Here is a 19789-nt window from a genome sequence, read left to right on the forward strand (position 1 = left end):
GGCTTATTTCATTGCGGTCCTGCTCGGCTTGCAGCTTGCGAACAAGCCCCGCCCCTCCATGCAGAAACTAAAAGCCTGACCTGACTGTGCTCCTGCTGGATTCCATGGCACTCCCCGCAGGGCAAGTGTGCGATCCGGCAGATTTTTCAATAGTACCGCCCGGCACAAGCCGGGCCATTTTTGTCGGTATAATCAAATCATGCTCCCCACTGAAATTCTCACAAGCATCGAACGTGCACTGACCGAGGACATCGGCACAGGCGACGCGACCACCAACAGCATTGTCCCCGTGGATGCCACCATGCGCGGGCAGATCATCGCCAAGCAGGAGGGGGTCGTCGCGGGACTGGAGGTGGCGCGCGCCGTCTACCAGATCCTGGACTCCAACCTGGGTTTCAACGTACAGGTCGAGGATGGTTCACGCGTGACAAAGGGACAGGTCCTGGCGTTCGTCTCCGGGCGGGCACGCTGCTCCGGCATATGGCATTGCAAAGGGGGCAGCGGGGGTTGAAGGCGCAGCCCGGCGGGATGTCGGTCAGCGTGGGCATCATTCCCCGGATCTGGTTCAGGCGGGCACCGGGCTGCAAGCTGCCGGGCAGGGCATTGATCAGGCCTTGTGTATAGGGGTGTTTCGGGTTGTTGACCACCCGTTCCGTGGGACCTGACTCAACGATCTTACCCGCATACATGACGGCAATTTTTTCAGTCACCTGGGACACCACGCCCAGGTCGTGGGTGATTAGGATCAGGCCCGTGTGTTCGGACTTGCACAGCTGCTGCAAAAGGTCCATGATCTCGGCCTGGATGGTCACGTCCAGTGCCGTAGTGGGTTCGTCGGCGATGATGATTTCCGGGTCGGTGAGCAGGGCAATGGCGATTACGATACGCTGGCGCATGCCGCCGGAAAACTCGTGGGGATATTGGGCCAGGCGTTTTTCCGGCGAGGGGATCTGCACCTTTTTGAGTTTTGCCAAAGCGATGGCTTCCGCTTCGTCCCGGTTGATGCTGCGGTGGGCCAGCAGGGTCTCCACCATCTGGGTGCCGATGGTCAACACCGGGTTGAGGGTCATCATGGGGTCCTGAAAGATCATGCTGATGTGGTTCCCGCGGATCTCGCGCATCGCTTCGTCGGAGAGCGACGCAAGATCCCTGCCGTTGAACATCACCCGCCCGCTTGAGATGAATCCCGGCTTGCTGATCAGGTTGATGACGGCAAAACCGGTGACTGATTTGCCGGCCCCGCTCTCTCCCACCAGGCCCATGCGCTCACCTTTGTCCAGGCAGAAGCTGATGCCGTTGATGGCGGTCAGGTCGCCCGCGCGCAGGCCGAACTTCACTTCGAGGTCCTTGACCTCCAACAGGTGCGACATAATTATCCCTTGTACAACTTGGGGTTGAGCACATCCCTGAGCCAATCCCCCAGCAGGTTGATCACCAGTACCAGCAGCACCAGAAAGATGCCCGGAAACAGGGTTATCCACCAGGAGCCGGAAAAGATGTATTCGAAACCGGACCGGATCAGCGACCCCAGGGAAGGCTTGGTCACCGGCATTCCCAGCCCCAGAAAGGAGAGGGCCGCCTCGCTCATGATGGCGTTGGCCACTTGAATAGTGGAGATGACCAGCACAGAGGTCAGGGTGTTGGGCAGCACGTGGCGAAACATGATCCGCCAGCGGTTCAATCCGATGACCCGGGCCGCCTCCACATACTCCTTGTTCTTTTCGCCCATGACCGATGCCCTTACGGTGCGGGCGTAGACCGGCCATTCGGCCAGACCGATGATGACGATCAGCAGGGGCACGGCCATATCTTCATATCTTCCGATGCCGAAGGCCACCTGGAATATCGCACTGATGAAGATGGCTACCATGAGGTAGGGAAAGGAGAGTTGGATGTCGGCGATGCGCATGAACACGGCGTCGATTTTCCCTCCGAGGTACCCGGCCAGCAGGCCGACGGCGACACCGAGCAATCCCTGAAGGACCACCGCGCCGCAGCCGATGAAAATGGACAGCCGCAGACCGTATATCATGGTGCTGAGCAGGTCGCGCCCCTGGATGTCAGTCCCCAGCAGGTAGGCCGGTTCACCGGCTTCCATCCACGACGGCGGCAGTTCGGAATTCATGATGTCGATGTTGGCCGAATCGTAGGGGTCATAGGGTGACATGACCGGCGCCAGCAGCCCGGTGACCAGCAGGGCCAAAAGGGCCACGAAGCTGAAGATGGCGGTCTTGTCCTGTTTGAAACTGAAGAGCAGATAGGAGGACCTGAAGCGTTGCCAGGTTGGGTTCATTTTCTTCCCGCAATCCGGATGGTGGGATTCACCAGCCCGTAAATGATATCCACCACGGTGTTGACGACCACGAAAACGGCCCCCACCACCATCAGGTATGCCACCAACAGGGAGATGTCGGAGCGCTCCACCGCCTCGAGAAACATGAAGCCCATGCCTTGCCATTGAAAAACCGTTTCGGTAAGGATGGTAAATGCGAACATGATGCCGATCTGGACACCGAACACGGTAATCACCGGCAGCAGGGTGTTCTTGAACGCATGCACGAACCAGATGCGCTTCTTGTGCAGCCCCTTGGCCCAGGCGTACTTGATATATTCAGTCTCCAGTACCTCCATCATTTCCGATCGGATCAAGCGGATGAAAAGCGGAAGCATGATCGAGGCCAGGGCGATGCTGGGCAGGATCAGGTGCAATATGCCGTCGACGGTGAGCAAACCGCTGTCCCATCCCCCGATGGCCACGGTCTCTCCGCGCCCGTATGATGGCAGCCAGCTCAGCTCCACGGAAAAGATATAGATGAGGACGATGGCGGTGAGAAAAACCGGCACCGACACTCCCAGGGTGGAAAAGGCCATGGTGAAGCGCGAAAAGGCGCTGCGTGGATAGATCGCAGAGAACACACCCACCGGCAGGGAGATGAAAATGATAATCAGCGCCGCCCCAAGGACCAGTTCGAGGGTGGCGGGTGCTTTGGCGGCGATGACCGCAAGCGCCGGTTTCTTATGGAAAAACGACAGGCCCAGGTCCCCTTGGAGGGCATTTTTTGCGAACCGAAGGTATTGGGTGACAAATGAATCGTTTAGACCCAGTTTGTCCCGCAGCAGCTCCCGTTCGGCCGGCGTAACCCGTTCACCCACCATGTCGCGGACCGGATCGCCGATCTCGTTTTTGATGGAAAACCCCACCAGGCTGATGATCAGCATGACAAAAATGGCCTGGGTGACGCGTCTGACGACGAAGGCAAACATAAAGGGCATTCCTTAAACTTGGGGTATTCGGGTATAGGGCCAAACGGCATCTTGCGGCCTAGTCCGGCGCTCCCGGGTTTTCGTAATCCTCGACACAGCGCTGCTACGCCTGCGGGCTCGAAAACCCTGCGGCCTTGGCCTGGACCACAATGGGAGGCCGTATGGGTAACGCTTTGTGCGTCCTCCCTTTGTGGTCGTTCAGGTTGTCCCCATTTGGCTACTTGACCACGATGTCCCCGAAATAGGGAAAATTCATGGTGTTGATGATCGGCGCCACGTCTACGTTTTTCTTGGCACCGTAGGAGTGGTTCTGCCAGTGGAAGGGAACGAAGGCCGCATCGTCGTAGAGGATCTGCTCGATCTGCTGCAGCATGGCGGACCGCTTGTTAGGGTCGGTCTCGACCTGGGCGGCCAGGGTCAGCCGATCCACCTCCGGGTTGCAGTAGTTGCCGCTGTTGTATTGGCCGTAACCGGTCTCCTTGTTGGGGCACATGGCCAGGAATTCGGAGAAATTGCCTGAGTCCTCGGTATCCGAATGCCAGCCGATCAGCTGCATGTCGGCCACCTGGGCGTCAAATTCATCCCAGTACTGGGCCTTGGGCATGGTTTTGAGGTTGACCTTGATATTGATTTTGGCCAGCATGCCCACCACGGCTTCAGCGATTTTCTCGTCGTTGACGTAGCGGTTGTTGGGGGCGATCATGGTGCACTCGAACCCCTTGGCAAACCCGGCCTCACTCATCAGCGCCATGGCCTTTTTCAGGTCGTAGCGGGGTGTCAGACTGGGGTTATGGCCGACATAGCCCTTGGGGCTCTGCTGACCGGCAGGGGTGGCGGTGCCCTTCATGATCTTGTCGGCGATGCCTGCGTTGTTGATGGCGTAAACAATGGCCTGGCGGACCTTCTGTACGCGAAACTCCGGGCGGCGCTTCTGATTGAGCTGCACGGTGATGATGCGACCGCCTGGATAGGTGAACAGGTTCACTTTGGGGTCTTTTTCGATCCGCTGGAAATCCTGGGGCGGAACCGGGGAAATAAAGTCCACATCACCGGAGAGCAGGGCCGCCACGCGGGTGGCGTCTTCCTTGATGGGGGCAATGATGATCTGGTCCACATTGCCCGGAGAGTCGATGTCCCAGTAGTCGGCGAACCGGTCCATGACCAGTTTAACGCCATGTTCCCGTTGGGTGACCGTGTAGGGGCCGGTGCCGGATTCGTTGGCCAGGGCAAAGGAGGGGCCAATTTTCACGATGGCATCCTTGGGTTGCCCCGTATCGTCGGTTCCGCTGTAGAACGCGCTGTCCATGGGAAAGATGTAGGTGCACATTCTCAGCAGCAGCGCATAGGGCTTTTTGGTCTTGATGTCGATGGTGTAATCATCGACGATGGCCGCTTCGGTGAACGGTTCGAACAGGCCCTTGAAGTCGACGCTCTTTTTCAGCCGTTCCAGGGTGAACTTCACGTCTTTGGCCGCAAGCGTGTTGCCGCTGTGAAACTTGACCCCTTCGCGCAGATAAAAACGCATGGTCAACTCGTCGATGCGCTCCCAGCGTGAGGCCAGGCGCGGTTCGATGGACATGTCCTGGGCATAGCGGACCAGCGGATCGAACACCCAGTGGGAATACTGCAGCATCCCACCGGAAAGCTGAACATGGGGATCCAGGGAAACCGGATCGGAATCCAGTCCCACTTTCAGGGTTACGGCATCGGCAGCGGCGCCGAAGCCGAAAAGCACAGCAAGGGTCAGGGTTACCGCGAGAATTTTTTTCATACAACGCCTCCTCCTGGTTGTGGTTGGTGTGGCGACCCGGCACTGCTGCGTGTCATCGGGCCACTCATGTGAAGGATAGATAATTAATCTGTCTGCAAAAAGCGGTGAGTCGGCTATACTCAAATTGCCGACAAGATACAAATAGTTTTTAAACCAGAAAGCGTGCCGCTGAAAGGCAAAAAAAAAGTTAAAGATATGAAAAAATGTGTCGATGGTTTGGGTAAGGCGGCACATCGGGGGATTGCCGCTGAATTGTCTCCTTCTTTTCATCCAACTCCTTCTGCCTGCGGGGCGGTATATTACCGCCCCGTTCCTTTGCGGCCAACTGCGATAAATCCATCCTCCCGTTGGGCTTGCCCGTGGTATCTTGCAATATGGATCACCGATCCGCCTTGATCCTCACCAGGGTATAGAGCAACTCGAGGGGGTTTCCTTGGCGTCCGGGTTTTTTGTCGACAATGACCTTCCAGGAGGAGAGCTCTTCCAGCTTCCCCATCATCGCATGAATCTTTGCCAGCGCACTTTCAGCTTCGCCGCTCATCCCGTCAATGGTTTCGGATTCCTGGAAGGAGGCGTTGTCGTTTGCATCGGTGCCGGGGCCGAGCCCCACCAGAACAGACCCCTCCCCGATATCTACCAACGCGCGGTTGATTGCCGCCGACAGTTTTGGGGCGATGGGAGACAGCTCCTTGTGAATCAGTTTCGATAGTTCGTAGGGGGTCATCTCGCGTCAAACTCCTATTGGTTATAGATGGTGGATCATTGGGATTTCCCCGTTCTGCCTCGCCAACGGGATGGTCTGAAAGTTCACAGGATTGCCAGCAGGCCGTAGATATCTTCTTTGCGGGAAAAAAAATCGGACATGATCCGGTTTATTTGTGCTTCCGACAGGCCGAGCTGGTCGCGAACCCGATCGTATTGGGAATAATGGCCACAGAACAGCTCCGCATTGATGCCGGATATCGAACACATGCTGTCGGCCAGATAAACCATTGCGGTTGCTTTCGTAACCCCCTTTTCCTCGTCGGCCAGATGATGGTTGCCGATGGCGCCGGCCAGCCCTTCACTGAAGTTCCAGCGGCTGGCGATTTGCCCGCCGAGGCGGGCATGATCAATGCCCAGCAGTCGACGTTCTGCTGCAATCAGATCCAGGCCATCGAATTCCATGGCCTGGCGGACCATTTCCCTGGCTTGCCCCATGTGCCGATCCAGCACGATGACGCCGATATCTTTGAGCAGGGCGGCCGTAAAAACAATGTGTTTGTCCGGTGCTTGTGTGGTTTCCGCGATAGCGCCGGCCATGAGGGCGCAGGATACGGACTGCTTCCACAACCGACCCTCCTCGAGGCCGTACCCCTGGTGAGCGGATTTCAGCGGCCTGGTCACGCTGCTGAGCAGCACGATTTCGACCACGCGTTTCAGGCCCAGCAGCAATACGGCATCATGGGCGGATTCCACTTTTTTCTTGAACCCGAAGGCAGCCGAATTGGCCAGTTTAAGCAGGTTGGCGGTCACCACGGGTTCGTAAAGTATCAAATCCGTAATTTCAGAGATGGGGACCTCGGGATCGTCGACCAGGTCCATGAGTTGGTGAATGATCTGGGGTACAGGTTCGATCCGTTCACTTTCTTTCAACAATCGATCCAGTGTCAGCATGGCGGCTCCTTTTTTTATCTCTACCTTTTTTCGAGTCCGCTTTCAAGCCGATGGCCCATATTTATCCAGCTGTGCATGCAGCCCGACGGCATTGCGTGGTTTTACGCGGGCGGCCATCAATGACAGGTGTAGACCCTTTTATCGTTTCGATCGGGGTGTGGTTGAAACATGCACAGGCATCCTTAACTTAGCATACATGTCTCAGTTCGGTTTTGTGCCATTTTACCGGCCGGTGAGTCGTAAGGTCAGTGCGTTTGGGTCGACCAACCGCCATTTTTGAACCGACGCGATCCCGGGATTGAAAACAAGGCCTGGAGCTTATGATCGCCGAAAGACCCTATATCATTGTGGACAATCAGAAAATCGCTCCATTGGGCCGTGCGTCCGAGTCGGGGTCAACAAATGCTGGCAAACCGAATCGGGAGGACCAACCTTACGGCATCGTGGACCGGGTCACCATTTCCCGGGAGGCTGTGGAAAAATACCGGCAACACCAGGCCACGGTAGCAGTCGATTCACCAACAGATCCGCTGTTCCCTAAAGCGCGGCAGTCCACAGCCATTGCCCTGGTGTCCCGCCCACCCACAAAACCTCGCTGACGACGCTTTCAACCCTGCTCATTTTGAAAAGTGCCTGCAGGCCTTGTCCTCGAGTGTAAAGCGCGACGGAGCCCGGCAAAAAAAACCAGGCAACTTTTTCCGCAGCAGTCATTCGAATTCATTGTCTGCATAAATTATTCTTATCATCCTAAATTGTTATCTTTTATTTTGACATGCGTACGGATTTTGCAGAAGAGATCCCGAGGTTCAATTTAAATGGCCTGGAATCCAGAATATGGCGGAATCTGCTGCGCTGGCGACGGTACCCTTTTATCCTCCGGTTCGGACCGGTGCCGGTTTGCCGTTCAAATTTGGAGAAACGCCCAAAAGCCCAACGCGCTTAAAGCTGAAGGCACGGGCGGCTGGGCCGGAACCGGACGATGGGTTGGCCTATGACCGCAGCGGTCGTCATGTCGGCGACCCACGGATCGGGCGGCTGCTGAATATCTATGTCTGATCCGCCGGGGGGATCCTGTCCGCATGGCGCCCGCCATTTTCGTTGACCGGGGTCCGCTTTCCCGCTATGAACACAGATCGTTGAAGTGCTTTTCAAATTTCGAACAACCACCGTCAGCTGGACAACAGACAATCCGGTGTTGGAGCGGAATCCGCAGCTACCCATGGAACCCTTGTCGCTTTCTGCCCTGTTCGTGTTGTGGCTTGCCGGTCTGATGGCCGGTTTCGTGGACGCCATCGCCGGTGGCGGCGGAATCATCTCCCTGCCGGCCCTGCTGGCCACCGGCATGCCCCCGCATCTGGCCCTGGGCACCAACAAGCTCCAGGGCACATTCGGCAGCATGACGGCCGCTGTCAACTACTCCCGGAAAGGTTTGGTCGATCTGCGGGAAATCCCAACCGGGGTTGTTTTCACCGCCCTGGGAGCCCTGGCCGGAACCATGACCGTCCAGGTGCTTTCAGCGGATTTTCTCCGGCATATCATCCTGATTCTTCTGGTCGGTGTTTTCCTGTATACATGGCTGACTCCGGATCTGGGAAAGATTGACCACCGGCCAGCGCTGTCGGCACGCGCATTTTTTAGCTGCACCGGTCTGACTCTGGGTTTCTACGACGGATTCTTTGGTCCGGGGACGGGGTCTTTCTGGGCCATTGCATTGGTGCTGGTATTGGGCCTCAACCTCAAAAAGGCCACTGCTCACACCAAGATATTCAACTTTACCAGCAACGTGGTGGCGCTGGGTGCTTTTTTTGCCGGACACAATGTGGTCGTTTCTGCTGGCTTGCTGATGGGGGCTGGCCAGATGGTGGGGGCTTTGCTTGGATCCAGGCTGGTCATTCAAAAAGGCACCGGGTTCGTGCGTGTGTTTTTTCTTGTGGTTGTGGCGGCCACCATCCTGCGACTCGCCTACACCACCTATGCTGGGAAATAATGATTACTGAAAAAAATTCATGTTGGGTCTGTCCATCGTCACCGGTTCACGGCTGAAAAATGCTTCCAGCTCACCCTTCAAGGCTTCAAGATTCCGGGCGTTGCCAATCCGTTTGTAAAAACTGTGTGCGAATTTGAAATTGGCGCTGAAATAGAGCGCAAATTTTTTGTAGCGCCGCAAGGCCCGTCTGGCATCAAAATGCCGCTCCACCAAATCCAGCAGCGCAAAGGCCGTCTGGCGGTAAATTCCCGGATCGGGTGTCAGCAATTCGGTCATCTGGGCCATGAACCATGGACGGGCAATGGCCATTCTGCCGATGGCCACACCTGCGCAACCGGTGGTTTCAAGCATTCGCAGGCAGTCCGTGCCATCGAATACGTCGCCATTGCCGAATACCGGAATTTTCACCGCTTCGGCGACCCGTTGGATATATTCCCAGCGGGGTGGCCGGGAACGCCGATCCGGAGCCACCCGGGGGTGAAAGGTCAGGGCATCGGCACCGGCGGCTTCAAATCGTCGGGCCAGATCTACTGGAATGGTCGGATCGTCCGCCCAGCCTGTGCGGAATTTGACGAACAGGGGAATGGATATGGCCCGCCGAACTGCCTCCACGATGCGGGCGGCCTGGTCTGGCGTTCTCAGCAGGGCCGCGCCGCATTGCTGCTTGCAGATGGTGGCCACCGAACAGCCGAAATTGAGGTCCACCCCGAAAATTCCGTTGTCCTGGACGATCCGGGCTGCTGTTGCCATGACCGACGGATCGGCGCCGAAGATTTGCATCACGAGCTGGTGCCGCTCGGCCTCCCGCCAGCAGAAATAGGCGGAGTCGGCACGGACTTCATGGGGAATTCGCCGGGCGCTGCACATTTCGCCAAAAAGCAGCCCATAACCGCCGAAACCGGCCAGCAGTTCGCGAAAGGCAATGTGTCCCAAAAGGGTCATGGGGGCCAGCACCAGACGGCGATCGATTGTGGCCCGTCCGATGGTCAGCGGGCGATTGAGGCGTGAGGAAAGATCTGAACTCATCTCGGGTTCGGGGTCAGCGCGGCCATGCGAGACGCTGGGGGTTGCAGTAGACCATGAGGCTGTCGTTCTTTCCCAGAGATGCCAGGGTCATGTTCAGTGCTGCGGCCAATTCAACGGCCAATGCCGTGGGTCTTGAAACGGCCAGGATGACGGGAATCCGGGCCCGAGCCGCTTTCTGGACCAGTTCGTAACTGATGCGCGAACTGAGGGTCAGCAGCCGGGCCTGCTGCAGTCGTCCGTCGAGAAAGAGACACCCGATGGCCTTGTCCAGGGCGTTGTGGCGGCCCACGTCTTCGGCTACGGAGAGCTGGTCCAGCCCATGGCCGTATATGGCTGCGCCGTGGGCGCTGCGGGTTTTATCCCGCAGGGGTTGGTGTTCGCCCAGACTGAGCAGACAGCCCAAGGCCCCATTTCCGTCCAACGGTTCCCCGCCAGACAGCGGTGAAAGGGCCTGAACCAGATCGGCGACGATGGATTTTCCGCATATGCCGCAGGAGGTCTGACTGATATAGGTCCGCCGATCCAGGTGATCGGCAATGGTTGTTCTGCGTGCGGCGGTGAGGGTGACGGTGACCACATTGGTGTCTTCATCATCGCAAAAGGCAAGATTGGCGATGTCCATGGGAGCATCGACAATGCCTTCTCCGAGGCAGAACCCGGCGACATGGGCCTTTTCGAATCCCGGGGTGCGCATGACAACGGCATAGGGCGAACCCTGGACCCTGATGGAGAGGGGCTCTTCTCCGATGAAAGGCATGCATTCGGATCTTTCCCGACCGTTTTCCACGAGGGTGATGGTGCGATGATAACTGTCCACAACTGTCTTCCTTTTCCGCTGACACCCGGCAAGCCGAACAGCAAAGGCAATTCGGGCCTGTGACGATCACCTGGAACTGCCTGGTTATCCTGTAACTATAAGGAAATGGCCCTGCTTGTCCATGACTTTTCCCATTCCAGGGGTCACTCAGTTTTTTCTTGACAACGGTGTGGGAAAGTTTAATATTTCTGATTTTTGATATTGGGAATACGGATTTTGTTTTCAAAGGAGGGTGGATATATGTACGCAGTGGTGGCCACAGGCGGTAAACAATATAAGGTTGAGGAGGGTGATGTCCTCAGGTTTGAAAAGCTTTCCGGGGAGATCGGCTCACCGGTTGCTTTCGACAAGGTCCTTATATTCTCCGATGGCGAAAATGTCAAGATCGGCCAGCCCGATGTAGACGGGGTGACGGTACACGGCCAGATCGTGGGCCAGGGCAAAAGCAAAAAAATCCTTGTTTTCAAATTCAAACGCAGAAAACGGTATCGCCGTAAACAGGGCCATCGTCAGCCGTTCACGGCTGTGCGTATTGACCGCATCGAGGCGTAATTTTTTTCCGAAACACCTGCAGGGGTTGCCGCATCATTTGTTTATTCATTCGGCGCCCTTTTGTTATTGAGGAGGAAACCATGGCACACAAAAAAGCAGCCGGTAGTTCTAAAAACGGTCGAGACAGCAATTCCCAGCGCCGGGGAATCAAACGGTACGGCGGTCAGGACGTCCTCGCCGGCAACATTCTGGTTCGCCAGGTCGGTACCCGAATCCATCCCGGCGTCAACGTGGGGATGGGCAAAGACTTCACCCTTTTTGCCCTGATTGATGGCGTGGTTGCCTATGAAAGAAAAGGCCGAGACCGCAAACAGGTCAGCGTCTATGCCGCGTGAAATTCATTGATGAGGCGCGCATTGCCATCCAGTCGGGAAACGGTGGTGCCGGATGCGTGAGCCTGCGGCGGGAAAAATATATCCCCAAGGGCGGGCCGGACGGGGGTGACGGGGGGCGCGGCGGCGATGTCGTTTTTATGGCGACTACCAAAAAACGCACCCTGTATCATCTCCAGTTTCACCAACTTTACAAGGCCAAAAATGGGTCCGGTGGTCAGGGAAACAATCGGGCCGGTAAAGGCGGTGATGATCTGATCATCGAACTGCCCCCCGGTACCCTGGTTTTCGACGCCGACACCGGAGAACTCCTTAAAGACCTCGTTGATCCCGACGAGGTCTTTGTCGTTGCGAAAGGCGGCCGGGGCGGACTGGGGAACGCGCGGTTCAAATCATCGACCAACCGAACGCCCCGTTTTGCCCAGCCGGGTGAACCGGGACAGACCCTGAATCTGCGATTGGAGTTGAAGCTGCTGGCCGATGTGGGCATCGTGGGACTGCCCAACGCCGGCAAATCAACACTGGTTTCGGCCATGTCCTCGGCGCGTCCCAAAATTGCCGACTACCCCTTTACCACCCTGACACCGAATCTGGGTGTGGTCTACACCAACCGTCGGGAACCCATTATCATCGCCGATATTCCCGGTCTGATCGAAGGCGCCCATACCGGTACCGGTCTGGGTATCCGGTTTTTGCGTCATGTGGAGCGGACACGGCTGCTGCTGCACCTGGTGGATGCCGCAGCCATCGATGCCGACCATCCGCTCAGGGACATCGATACGGTCAATCGGGAGCTGCATCAGTACAGCCCGGCGCTTGCCGAGAAGCCCCAGCTTGTGGTTTTGAACAAGATGGATGTGGCCTGGGCCGATGATGCAGCCACGCTTTTCAGAGAAGCTTACGGCAAGGGCGACCTGCTACAGATTTCCGCTGCCAGCGGCCAGGGACTCGATCTGTTGACCGCAACCCTTTGCAACCTGCTGGACCAGATGGATGAAGCGCAGTCAGAAGAAAAAGAGTGACCCAATCGGGCGGGCCGTGGTCAAGGTGGGCAGCAATGTACTCACCGCCCAGGCCGGCCTGAATCTGGAAGCCATCGCGTCCATCAGCGGCCAGATCTGCCAGCTGATGGACCAGGGTATTCAGGTCATCCTTGTCTCTTCAGGCGCCATGGCGTCGGGCATGAAGAAAATGGGCTTGACCAAACGACCCGAAGCCATTCCCAGGCGCCAGGCCATTGCCGCCATCGGTCAGGCCGGCCTCATCAGGGAGTGGGAGAAATCCTTTGACCGGTTCGATCGCAAGGTCGCCCAGATCCTGCTTACCAGCGATGACCTCACCAGTCGAAAGCGCTATCTCAATGCCAGAAATACCATCAATACCCTGCTCGAATGGCAGGTGGTACCCATCATCAATGAAAATGACACCATCATGGTGGAAGAGATCAAGCTGGGGGATAACGACAACCTGGCGGCCATGATGGCCCTGCTGGTGGATGCCGATATATTTATCAACCTTACCGATATCGACGGCCTTTATGATAAGGATCCCCGTGTTTACCCGGACGCCCGGCTGATTCCCCGGGTGGCCATCTACAGCAAAAATATCGAAAAGTATGCCGGTGATATTCCCGGTGCCTTGGGTACGGGGGGGATGCTGAGCAAAATCAAGGCCGCCCGCAAAGTTACCGCGTCGGGGATCCCCATGGTGATTGCCAGAGGGTACCGACCGGATATTCTGATTCGCCTGGCGGCCGGAGAGGCCCAGGGCACTTTTTTTGCGCCCCGGGAGCAAAGGCTCAATCGCAAGAAGTGCTGGATCGGCTACACGGTCAACCCCCAGGGAACGCTGCGTGTTGACGCAGGGGCCGCCAGGGCATTGATGAACAGCGGGAAAAGTCTGCTGCCCAGCGGAATTGTTGATGTGCAGGGTCAGTTTCCCGTAGGCGCAGTGGTGGCCATAGCCACCGAAGGCGGCCGATTGATCGGCAGCGGTCTGGTGAACTACAATGCCGAAGCGATTCGGACCATCATGGGGCTCAAGACCAACCAGATCAAAGTCCGCCTGGGGCAGAAAACCTACGACGAAGTGATCCATCGCGACAATCTGGTAATCACCGGAGAACCGGAAGCCGTTTGAGGGCCTCCTTTTTTTGAGGAAAGTATGCATATCGATCAAACCATTCAACAAATGGCTCGCGATGCCAGGCAGGCCGCCGGCGTGGTCAACCGATGCGCGGCGGATCAAAAGAATCAGGCACTCACGGCCATGGCCGACCTGCTGGCGCAGCAGGCGGATACGGTTTTCCAGGAAAACCGCAAGGACTTGAAGCGGGCCCAGGCGGCAAATCTTTCCGGTGCGATGGTGGACCGGCTTACCGTCACGGGGAAAACCATCGCCGCCATGGCCGGCGGTCTCAGGGAAGTGGCGGCCTATCCCGACCCGGTGGGCACCATGGGTGAGACCCGCGTGCGGCCCAACGGGCTGCGGGTGTCGAAAATGCGCATCCCGCTGGGAGTGATTGGAATCATCTATGAGTCGCGGCCCAACGTCACCATCGATGCTGCCGGGTTGTGCCTGAAATCGGGCAATGCCGTCATATTGAGGGGCGGGTCCGAAGCCCTGCATACCAACCGGGTCCTTGCAGCCATCATCGGCCAGGCCCTGGAATCGGTCGGATTGCCGCCCCAGGCTGTCCAGCTGATTTCCACCAATGATCGCTCGGCAATCAACGCCCTGCTCGCCCAGGATGAATTTGTGGATCTGATCATTCCCCGCGGCGGTGAAGGCCTGATCCGGTTTGTGGTGGAAAACTCCAGGATACCTGTGCTCAAGCACTACAAGGGGGTCTGCCATGTTTTTGTGGACCACACGGCTGAGCTTCAAATGGCTGAAAGGATCTGCTACAATGCCAAGGTGCAGCGGCCGGGCGTGTGCAACGCCATGGAGACCCTGCTGGTCCACGAGCAGGTGGCCCGGGATTTCCTGCCGGCCATGGCCCGGCGATTCGAAACGGCTGGCGTGACATTGCGGGGGTGCCCGCAAACCCGCGCCATTCTTGCCGACATCTCTCCGGCCAGCGATGCGGACTGGGCCCAGGAGTACCTGGACCTCATTCTGGCAGTCAAAGTGGTGGCGGATATGGAAGCAGCCATGGACCACATCGCCCGATACGGATCCAACCATACGGAAGCCATCGTTACCAGTGATTTCGCTCGGGCGCACCGGTTTGTCCGTGAAGTGGACGCCTCGGTGGTGCTGGTCAACGCCTCCACGCGGTTCAATGACGGTGGTCAACTCGGTTTGGGTGCTGAAATGGGCATCAGTACATCCAAACTGCACGCCTTCGGCCCCATGGGAATCCAGGAATTGACCACCCAGAAATTCGTGGTTCTGGGAGACGGGCAGGTTCGGGAGTAATCCGGTATCCCATCTGGAAACGCCAGGCACTGGAAGCAGCCATGCGAGCAGGACTTTTCGGGGGAACCTTCAATCCAATCCACAAGGGTCACCTGATGGCGGCCCAACGGGTTCTGCATCAATTTAATCTCGACCACCTTTACATCATCCCCTGTCGGAAGCCGCCGCACAAATCATCTGCATACCTTGCGCCGGTATCGGACCGGATCCGGATGATTCAACTGGCCCTGCCTGAAGATGCCCGCTACCGGTTGTCCGAGGTTGAAGTCCAACGCGGCGGCCCGTCCTACACCATCGATACCGTCGAGCACTTCCGCACAGGCATCATTCCCGGTGCCGATCTGTTTCTGATTATGGGCATGGACGCTTTTCTGGAGATTCATACCTGGAAAAGCCAACGGCGACTGCTGGAATCGGTTCAACCGGTGGTGGTTACCCGCCATCATGGAGCAGACCGGGAAGAGACCCGTGACGATGTCAGCCGCATGGGAAGCTATATCCACTCCCGCCTCTCCGCGGATTACGGCTTTAATGCTGAACGAACCTGCTGGCGGAACGATGGCGGCAACTGCATCCATCTGTTGCCGACCCCCCCGGTAGCCATTTCGTCGAGCCAGATCAGGCAGCGGATCAGAGCAGGAAAAGCCATTGCCGACCTTGTTCCACAGGCGGTAAACGCTTATATTGAGAAAAAGGAACTATATCAATGACTGAAACAAGTGATGCCGAGCTGGATGTTTTCGTCCGGTCGGCGCTGGGAAAAAAAGCCAGGAATCCGGTTCTTCTGGACGTGGGTCACCTTACCAGTCTGGCGGATGCCTTTCTCATCTGCCACGGGACTTCCAACCGTCAGGTCAGCGCCATTGCCGAACATATTCAACGCGATCTGAAAGCGCAGGGAATTAAAGCCTTGAGCATCGATGGGCTCAAGGATGGGCACTGGGTGCTCATGGACTATGGGCACGTGGTGATCCACGTCTTTTATGAAAGTATCCGCAGCTTCTACAACCTGGAGGGGCTGTGGTCGGATGCCCGACGCATTCAGACGGTGAGTCTGAAACAGGCTGCCCAGGCACCGGTTGACCCTATAGATGATGTGGACGAAGCGGTGTATATTGAATAGCGCTGCAGCCGTTTCCTTCCGGCCCTGCCAAGAGATTGATCTTATCGCCTTCACATGAAAAAATGGGGGAAAGAGGATGCAAAAGAGAACCCACATGCTGATTATTCTCGACGGATGGGGCATCGGTGCCGACGAACCCACCAATGCCGTCTTGGTGGCCAATACGCCCTTCCTTGACTGGCTTCAATCCAGCTATCCGTCGACGCAGCTGCGTTGTTCAGGCAAGGATGTGGGACTGCCTGCCGGCATTATGGGCAACAGTGAAGTGGGACACATGAACATTGGCGCCGGACGCGTCGTCTACCAGGATCTGATGCGCATCGACAAAGCCATTGAGGACGGGTCATTCTTTAAAAACGAAGCGCTCGGCGCCATCATGGACGCGGTGTCCGCCGGCGGCAGTTCACTGCACCTGATGGGGCTGCTGTCCGATGGCGGCGTCCACAGCCAACTCAACCATCTGCTTGCCCTGTTGGACATGGCTCAACGCAAGGGGCTGTCCAGGGTTTTTGTGCATGCCATTCTCGACGGCAGGGACACACCGCCGGACAGCGGGGTGAATTATCTGAAACAGCTGCAGGACCATATTCAGGCCAACGGCACCGGGAAGGTTGCATCGGTCTGCGGACGCTACTATGCCATGGACCGTGACAAGCGCTGGGATCGGGTTGAAAAGGCCTACCGGCTGTATACCGAAGGCCAGGGTCGCCTTCAAACCGATGCGGATGCGGTGGCGGCTGTAAATGCCGCCTACGGCCGCGGCGAAACCGATGAATTCATCCAGCCGCTGGTGATGGACGACGGCAGCGGCCGGCCGGTGGCAACGGTGAGGGACGGGGATGGCATCCTCTTTTTTAACTTCCGTGCGGACCGTGCCCGGGAGATCACCCGGGCGTTTACGCAAAAGGATTTTGACGGCTTCCCGCGCCAGGTGGTTCCGAAGCTATGCAGCTACACCACCATGACCCTTTACGATGAGGGTTTTGACCTGCCGGTGCTTTTTGGTCCAGTCCACCTGGAGATGATCCTCGGAGAGGTGCTCAGCCGCCAGGGGCTGCGCCAGCTGCGCATTGCCGAAACCGAAAAATACGCCCATGTAACCTATTTTTTCAATGCCGGGGAGGAGACACCCTTTGAAAATGAAGACCGCTGCCTGATTCCATCACCCCGGGATGTGTCCACGTATGACCAGAAGCCTGAGATGAGTGCGCCCCAGTTGACCGACGAAGTGGTCGCGCGGCTGGATTCGGGAAAATACGATTTCATTGTGCTCAATTTCGCCAACATGGACATGGTGGGCCATAGTGGTGTGATGGCCGCTGCCGTCAAGGCCTGCGAGACCGTGGACCGTTGTCTGGAAAAGGTGCTCGACAAGCTCCTGGAGCAGAACGGCGCAGCCCTGGTCACCGCCGATCATGGCAACTCTGAAAAGATGGCCGGTCCGGACGGCAAGCCGTTCACGGCCCACACCACCAATCCGGTTCGCCTGCTGCTGGTGGACAACACCCGCAAGGCGGTGCGGATGCAGGCAGGCCGTCTGGGCGATATTGCGCCAACGCTGCTGGAGCTGATGGGCATCGATCAACCCATTCAGATGACCGGCCGAAGCCTGCTGTTGACCTGAGTCGTTGGTTTGGTCGCGCTGCCTTTGGGTTGACCCGCTATTCCATGAAAAATGATGACCCCCGAAAAAAAGTTGGCCACCGACTGCCCCATTCCGGTTCCAGCGCCCTGGACAGCGCCTTTCGGATTTTGACCCGCCGGGACCACACCACCAAGGAACTGACCGTCAAACTCCGTCAAAGGGGATTTGACCCGGCCGCCGTCGAGAATGCCCTCAGGCGCTGCCGGGAACTGGGCTATCTGGACGATGCCAAAACCGCCATGCTGATGGCCGGGCATCTGGCTGCAGGCGGCTACGGTCCCTTGCGGGTTCGTCAGGTCCTCGAGCAAAAAGGGCTGGGCGTTGCATTGATCGAAAAGGCGCTGAACCGTTGTTGTGATGAGGAGGCCCAGGTTTCCGTCGCCCGGCGGCTGTTGGAAAAGAAAGCCTTCCACCTTGGACGTGAGGCTGATCCATGGAAACGTCGTCAGATGGCCTATCGGTTTTTAGCCGGCCGGGGTTTTTTATCAACCGCCATCAACCGGGCCGTCAGCGATATCTGAGCCGAAAATCGATGGGTTATGCTTGCGGCTTTGATGCGATTATTCAGCGGCGCAGGTAGGTAAATCCAGCATCGGACCGCCCTACGAAACAGGATTGACTGAACCCTTTTTTCCGGATAACGGCAAGGGCCTGGCGGGCTTGGGTTTCATTCTGGGCGAAATCGAACAGCCAGCGCCGCCCGGCCAGGATTTTCCAGTTTCCTTGAACCTTGCTCACCGTCGCTGCCATGGGATCGAAGGCGATGCACTCCTCCTCGGCCATGGCCCCTGACGGGCTTCCACCTTTGGCCAGCATATAGGTGAATCGGCCCACGAAGCAGGCGCGGTCCATGCGGTAATGCCTGATTACCTTCAGTGCCTTGTGGGCTGCGGCCGGGTCGGATTCAAAGTCGAAGAGCCAGTGGTTGCCGTCAACGAGCTTCCATCGTCCGTTGACGTCATGAACGCGAATCGCAGCGGGATTGAACCGGATGCAATCCTCGTTTCCGGACGACTCGATGGGTTTACGTGGTCGGTCAGCGGCAGCGTCCACCATCGATCGGGTCCAACGGGAACCGATAAACCCGCCGGTTTTTTTCACCGCCCGCAGCGCAGCGCCATGCTTTTCGATGACCAGTTCCAGGCTCCCTGACCCCGCTGATCGTCCTTTGGGAACATCGGTCCAGCTGCCTTGGATGCGGTCCTTCTGGATTTGGCCGGAGAAGACATTCGACCACGCCGGCTGAACGTCGGCAGATTCACCATACCAACGAATCTGCCTGCCGTTCTGACGCAGATAGTAGGTGCCGCCATCGTTGCACGTCCAGCGGCCGGTGAGATCTCCCCAGGCATTGGATAGCAGCAAGGCAGAGAAGATCAAAGCCGCCAAAAAAATTGTTCTCATTGGGTATTCGACTTGCTTGTAAAAGCGGGTCCGGGTGTCTTCAGATCAGCCGCTTAGGTGGTGTTCATGCCTGCCGGGCAGCCCGCGCAGCCAAAACGATCTCTTCCAGCGCCGCATACGATTGGGCACCCACCAATCGTTGATCGTTGATGACAAAGGTGGGTACTGCAGTGATTCCCATCTGACGGGAGCGCCGCCAATCCTGGTCCACACCTTCCCGGTAAGACCGTTGATCGAGCACATGCCCTGCCTCCACCGGATCCAAACCAGCGGCCGAACAGAGCTGCAGCAACACCGCCTTGCGGGCGATGTTCTCCCCATGCTGAAAATAAGCCCGGAAAACCGCGTTGTGGTAGGCGTCGCCCCGACCCTTTTCGTCGGCCCATTTGCCCAGCTCCTGGGCCAGCCGGCTGTTGAAGGTCATGATGCGATCCCCAAAGGGCAGGTCCAGTTTCCGGGCCACCTGACGCAGCCTGGCCAGCATGGCGGGAATGTCCACCGGCTGTCCGGCAAACAGCGCTTCCAGGGTCTGCCCCGCCTGGGGTGTTTCCGGATGAAGGGGAAAAGCCGTCCATATGACGCGGATATCCAATGCCGCTTTGAGCCGTTCAATACGCCCGGTACTGAAGTAGCACCACGGTCAGATGTAGTCGGAGAAGACCTCTAACGTTGTATTTTCAGTAAGTTGTGTCATCTGTTGCCTTTGTCTTCAGCCTGAAATTCAGCCAAAAAATAGTTCCCCAATAGTTCCCCAAAGTCCCTATTCGTTCCCCACTTTCAGTTTCTTGTCAA

The 19789-nt window shown here is 57.4% G+C and carries 21 protein-coding genes; 11 read left to right on the forward strand and 10 right to left on the reverse strand.

Annotated features, from left to right (window positions below):
• The first annotated feature begins 199 nt into the window (after nucleotides 1–199).
• On the forward strand, nucleotides 200–511 hold the full coding sequence (locus tag R6V78_RS09715) for a hypothetical protein (RefSeq protein ID WP_410289158.1): 312 nt from the start codon (nucleotides 200–202) through the stop codon (nucleotides 509–511).
• Here R6V78_RS09715 and R6V78_RS09720 read toward each other — a convergent pair.
• The 6 genes from R6V78_RS09720 to R6V78_RS09745 all read right to left on the reverse strand — a co-directional run bounded on the left by R6V78_RS09720 (nucleotide 396) and on the right by R6V78_RS09745 (nucleotide 6691).
• Nucleotides 396–1370: an ABC transporter ATP-binding protein gene (locus tag R6V78_RS09720; RefSeq protein WP_410289159.1), complete on the reverse strand. Its 975-nt coding sequence runs from the start codon at nucleotides 1368–1370 to the stop codon at nucleotides 396–398. The two genes, R6V78_RS09715 and R6V78_RS09720, sit on opposite strands and share 116 nt — an antisense overlap.
• Before the next feature lie 2 nt (nucleotides 1371–1372).
• Nucleotides 1373–2293 (reverse strand): ABC transporter permease, encoded by a 921-nt coding sequence (locus R6V78_RS09725; protein ID WP_410289160.1) that lies wholly within the window; start codon nucleotides 2291–2293, stop codon nucleotides 1373–1375.
• A complete protein-coding gene (locus R6V78_RS09730) occupies nucleotides 2290–3264 on the reverse strand; it encodes an ABC transporter permease (protein ID WP_410289161.1) in 975 nt (324 codons plus the stop codon). The genes R6V78_RS09725 and R6V78_RS09730 overlap by 4 nt, the downstream gene beginning before the upstream one ends.
• A gap of 217 nt (nucleotides 3265–3481) precedes the next feature.
• Nucleotides 3482–5035: an ABC transporter substrate-binding protein gene (locus tag R6V78_RS09735; RefSeq protein WP_410289162.1), complete on the reverse strand. Its 1554-nt coding sequence runs from the start codon at nucleotides 5033–5035 to the stop codon at nucleotides 3482–3484.
• Between the two features lie 379 nt (nucleotides 5036–5414).
• Nucleotides 5415–5759: a hypothetical protein gene (locus R6V78_RS09740; RefSeq protein ID WP_410289163.1), complete on the reverse strand. Its 345-nt coding sequence runs from the start codon at nucleotides 5757–5759 to the stop codon at nucleotides 5415–5417.
• Between the two features lie 83 nt (nucleotides 5760–5842).
• Complete coding sequence (locus R6V78_RS09745) at nucleotides 5843–6691, reverse strand: HDOD domain-containing protein (protein WP_410289164.1); 849 nt, start codon at nucleotides 6689–6691, stop codon at nucleotides 5843–5845.
• A gap of 1219 nt (nucleotides 6692–7910) precedes the next feature.
• On the opposite strand from R6V78_RS09745, the gene R6V78_RS09750 reads away from it, so the two are divergent.
• Nucleotides 7911–8678 (forward strand): TSUP family transporter, encoded by a 768-nt coding sequence (locus R6V78_RS09750; protein ID WP_410289165.1) that lies wholly within the window; start codon nucleotides 7911–7913, stop codon nucleotides 8676–8678.
• A gap of 3 nt (nucleotides 8679–8681) precedes the next feature.
• Here R6V78_RS09750 and R6V78_RS09755 read toward each other — a convergent pair whose 3' ends face one another.
• Both R6V78_RS09755 and fdhD read right to left on the reverse strand, forming a co-directional pair.
• The gene (locus tag R6V78_RS09755) at nucleotides 8682–9704 is read right to left on the reverse strand and encodes a tRNA dihydrouridine synthase (protein ID WP_410289166.1); all 1023 of its coding nucleotides are present in this window, start codon (nucleotides 9702–9704) and stop codon (nucleotides 8682–8684) included.
• Nucleotides 9705–9717: 13 nt separating this feature from the next.
• On the reverse strand, nucleotides 9718–10521 hold the full coding sequence (fdhD, locus tag R6V78_RS09760; protein ID WP_410289167.1) for a formate dehydrogenase accessory sulfurtransferase FdhD: 804 nt from the start codon (nucleotides 10519–10521) through the stop codon (nucleotides 9718–9720).
• Between the two features lie 240 nt (nucleotides 10522–10761).
• Here fdhD and rplU point away from each other — a divergent pair, with 240 nt between their 5' ends.
• From rplU to R6V78_RS09805, 9 genes are all read left to right on the forward strand, one after another.
• Nucleotides 10762–11073, forward strand: a complete 312-nt coding sequence (gene rplU, locus R6V78_RS09765) for a 50S ribosomal protein L21 (protein WP_410289168.1) — start codon at nucleotides 10762–10764, stop codon at nucleotides 11071–11073.
• An 80-nt stretch (nucleotides 11074–11153) separates the two neighbouring features.
• Nucleotides 11154–11408, forward strand: a complete 255-nt coding sequence (gene rpmA / locus R6V78_RS09770; protein WP_410289169.1) for a 50S ribosomal protein L27 — start codon at nucleotides 11154–11156, stop codon at nucleotides 11406–11408.
• On the forward strand, nucleotides 11405–12427 hold the full coding sequence (obgE, locus tag R6V78_RS09775) for a GTPase ObgE (protein ID WP_410289170.1): 1023 nt from the start codon (nucleotides 11405–11407) through the stop codon (nucleotides 12425–12427). Before rpmA ends, obgE begins: the two co-directional genes overlap by 4 nt.
• Nucleotides 12399–13544, forward strand: a complete 1146-nt coding sequence (gene proB, locus R6V78_RS09780) for a glutamate 5-kinase (RefSeq protein WP_410289171.1) — start codon at nucleotides 12399–12401, stop codon at nucleotides 13542–13544. The genes obgE and proB overlap by 29 nt, the downstream gene beginning before the upstream one ends.
• Nucleotides 13545–13568: 24 nt before the next feature.
• Nucleotides 13569–14825: a glutamate-5-semialdehyde dehydrogenase gene (locus R6V78_RS09785; RefSeq protein ID WP_410289172.1), complete on the forward strand. Its 1257-nt coding sequence runs from the start codon at nucleotides 13569–13571 to the stop codon at nucleotides 14823–14825.
• 41 nt (nucleotides 14826–14866) lie between these two features.
• Nucleotides 14867–15535: a nicotinate-nucleotide adenylyltransferase gene (gene nadD, locus R6V78_RS09790; RefSeq protein WP_410289173.1), complete on the forward strand. Its 669-nt coding sequence runs from the start codon at nucleotides 14867–14869 to the stop codon at nucleotides 15533–15535.
• Entirely contained in the window at nucleotides 15532–15948 is a 417-nt protein-coding gene (rsfS, locus tag R6V78_RS09795; protein WP_410289174.1) for a ribosome silencing factor, read from the forward strand. The genes nadD and rsfS overlap by 4 nt, the downstream gene beginning before the upstream one ends.
• Nucleotides 15949–16024: 76 nt before the next feature.
• Entirely contained in the window at nucleotides 16025–17572 is a 1548-nt protein-coding gene (gene gpmI / locus R6V78_RS09800) for a 2,3-bisphosphoglycerate-independent phosphoglycerate mutase (protein ID WP_410289175.1), read from the forward strand.
• Between the two features lie 44 nt (nucleotides 17573–17616).
• Complete coding sequence (locus R6V78_RS09805; protein ID WP_410289176.1) at nucleotides 17617–18114, forward strand: regulatory protein RecX; 498 nt, start codon at nucleotides 17617–17619, stop codon at nucleotides 18112–18114.
• Between the two features lie 43 nt (nucleotides 18115–18157).
• Here R6V78_RS09805 and R6V78_RS09810 read toward each other — a convergent pair whose 3' ends face one another.
• Together R6V78_RS09810 and R6V78_RS09815 are read right to left on the reverse strand one after the other, a co-directional pair.
• A complete protein-coding gene (locus tag R6V78_RS09810; protein ID WP_410289177.1) occupies nucleotides 18158–18997 on the reverse strand; it encodes a hypothetical protein in 840 nt (279 codons plus the stop codon).
• 64 nt (nucleotides 18998–19061) lie between these two features.
• On the reverse strand, nucleotides 19062–19691 hold the full coding sequence (locus R6V78_RS09815; protein WP_410289178.1) for a DsbA family protein: 630 nt from the start codon (nucleotides 19689–19691) through the stop codon (nucleotides 19062–19064).
• Between the last annotated feature and the right edge of the window lie 98 nt (nucleotides 19692–19789).

The organism is Desulfosarcina sp. (assembly GCF_046496365.1).
Classification (GTDB): domain Bacteria; phylum Desulfobacterota; class Desulfobacteria; order Desulfobacterales; family Desulfosarcinaceae; genus Desulfosarcina.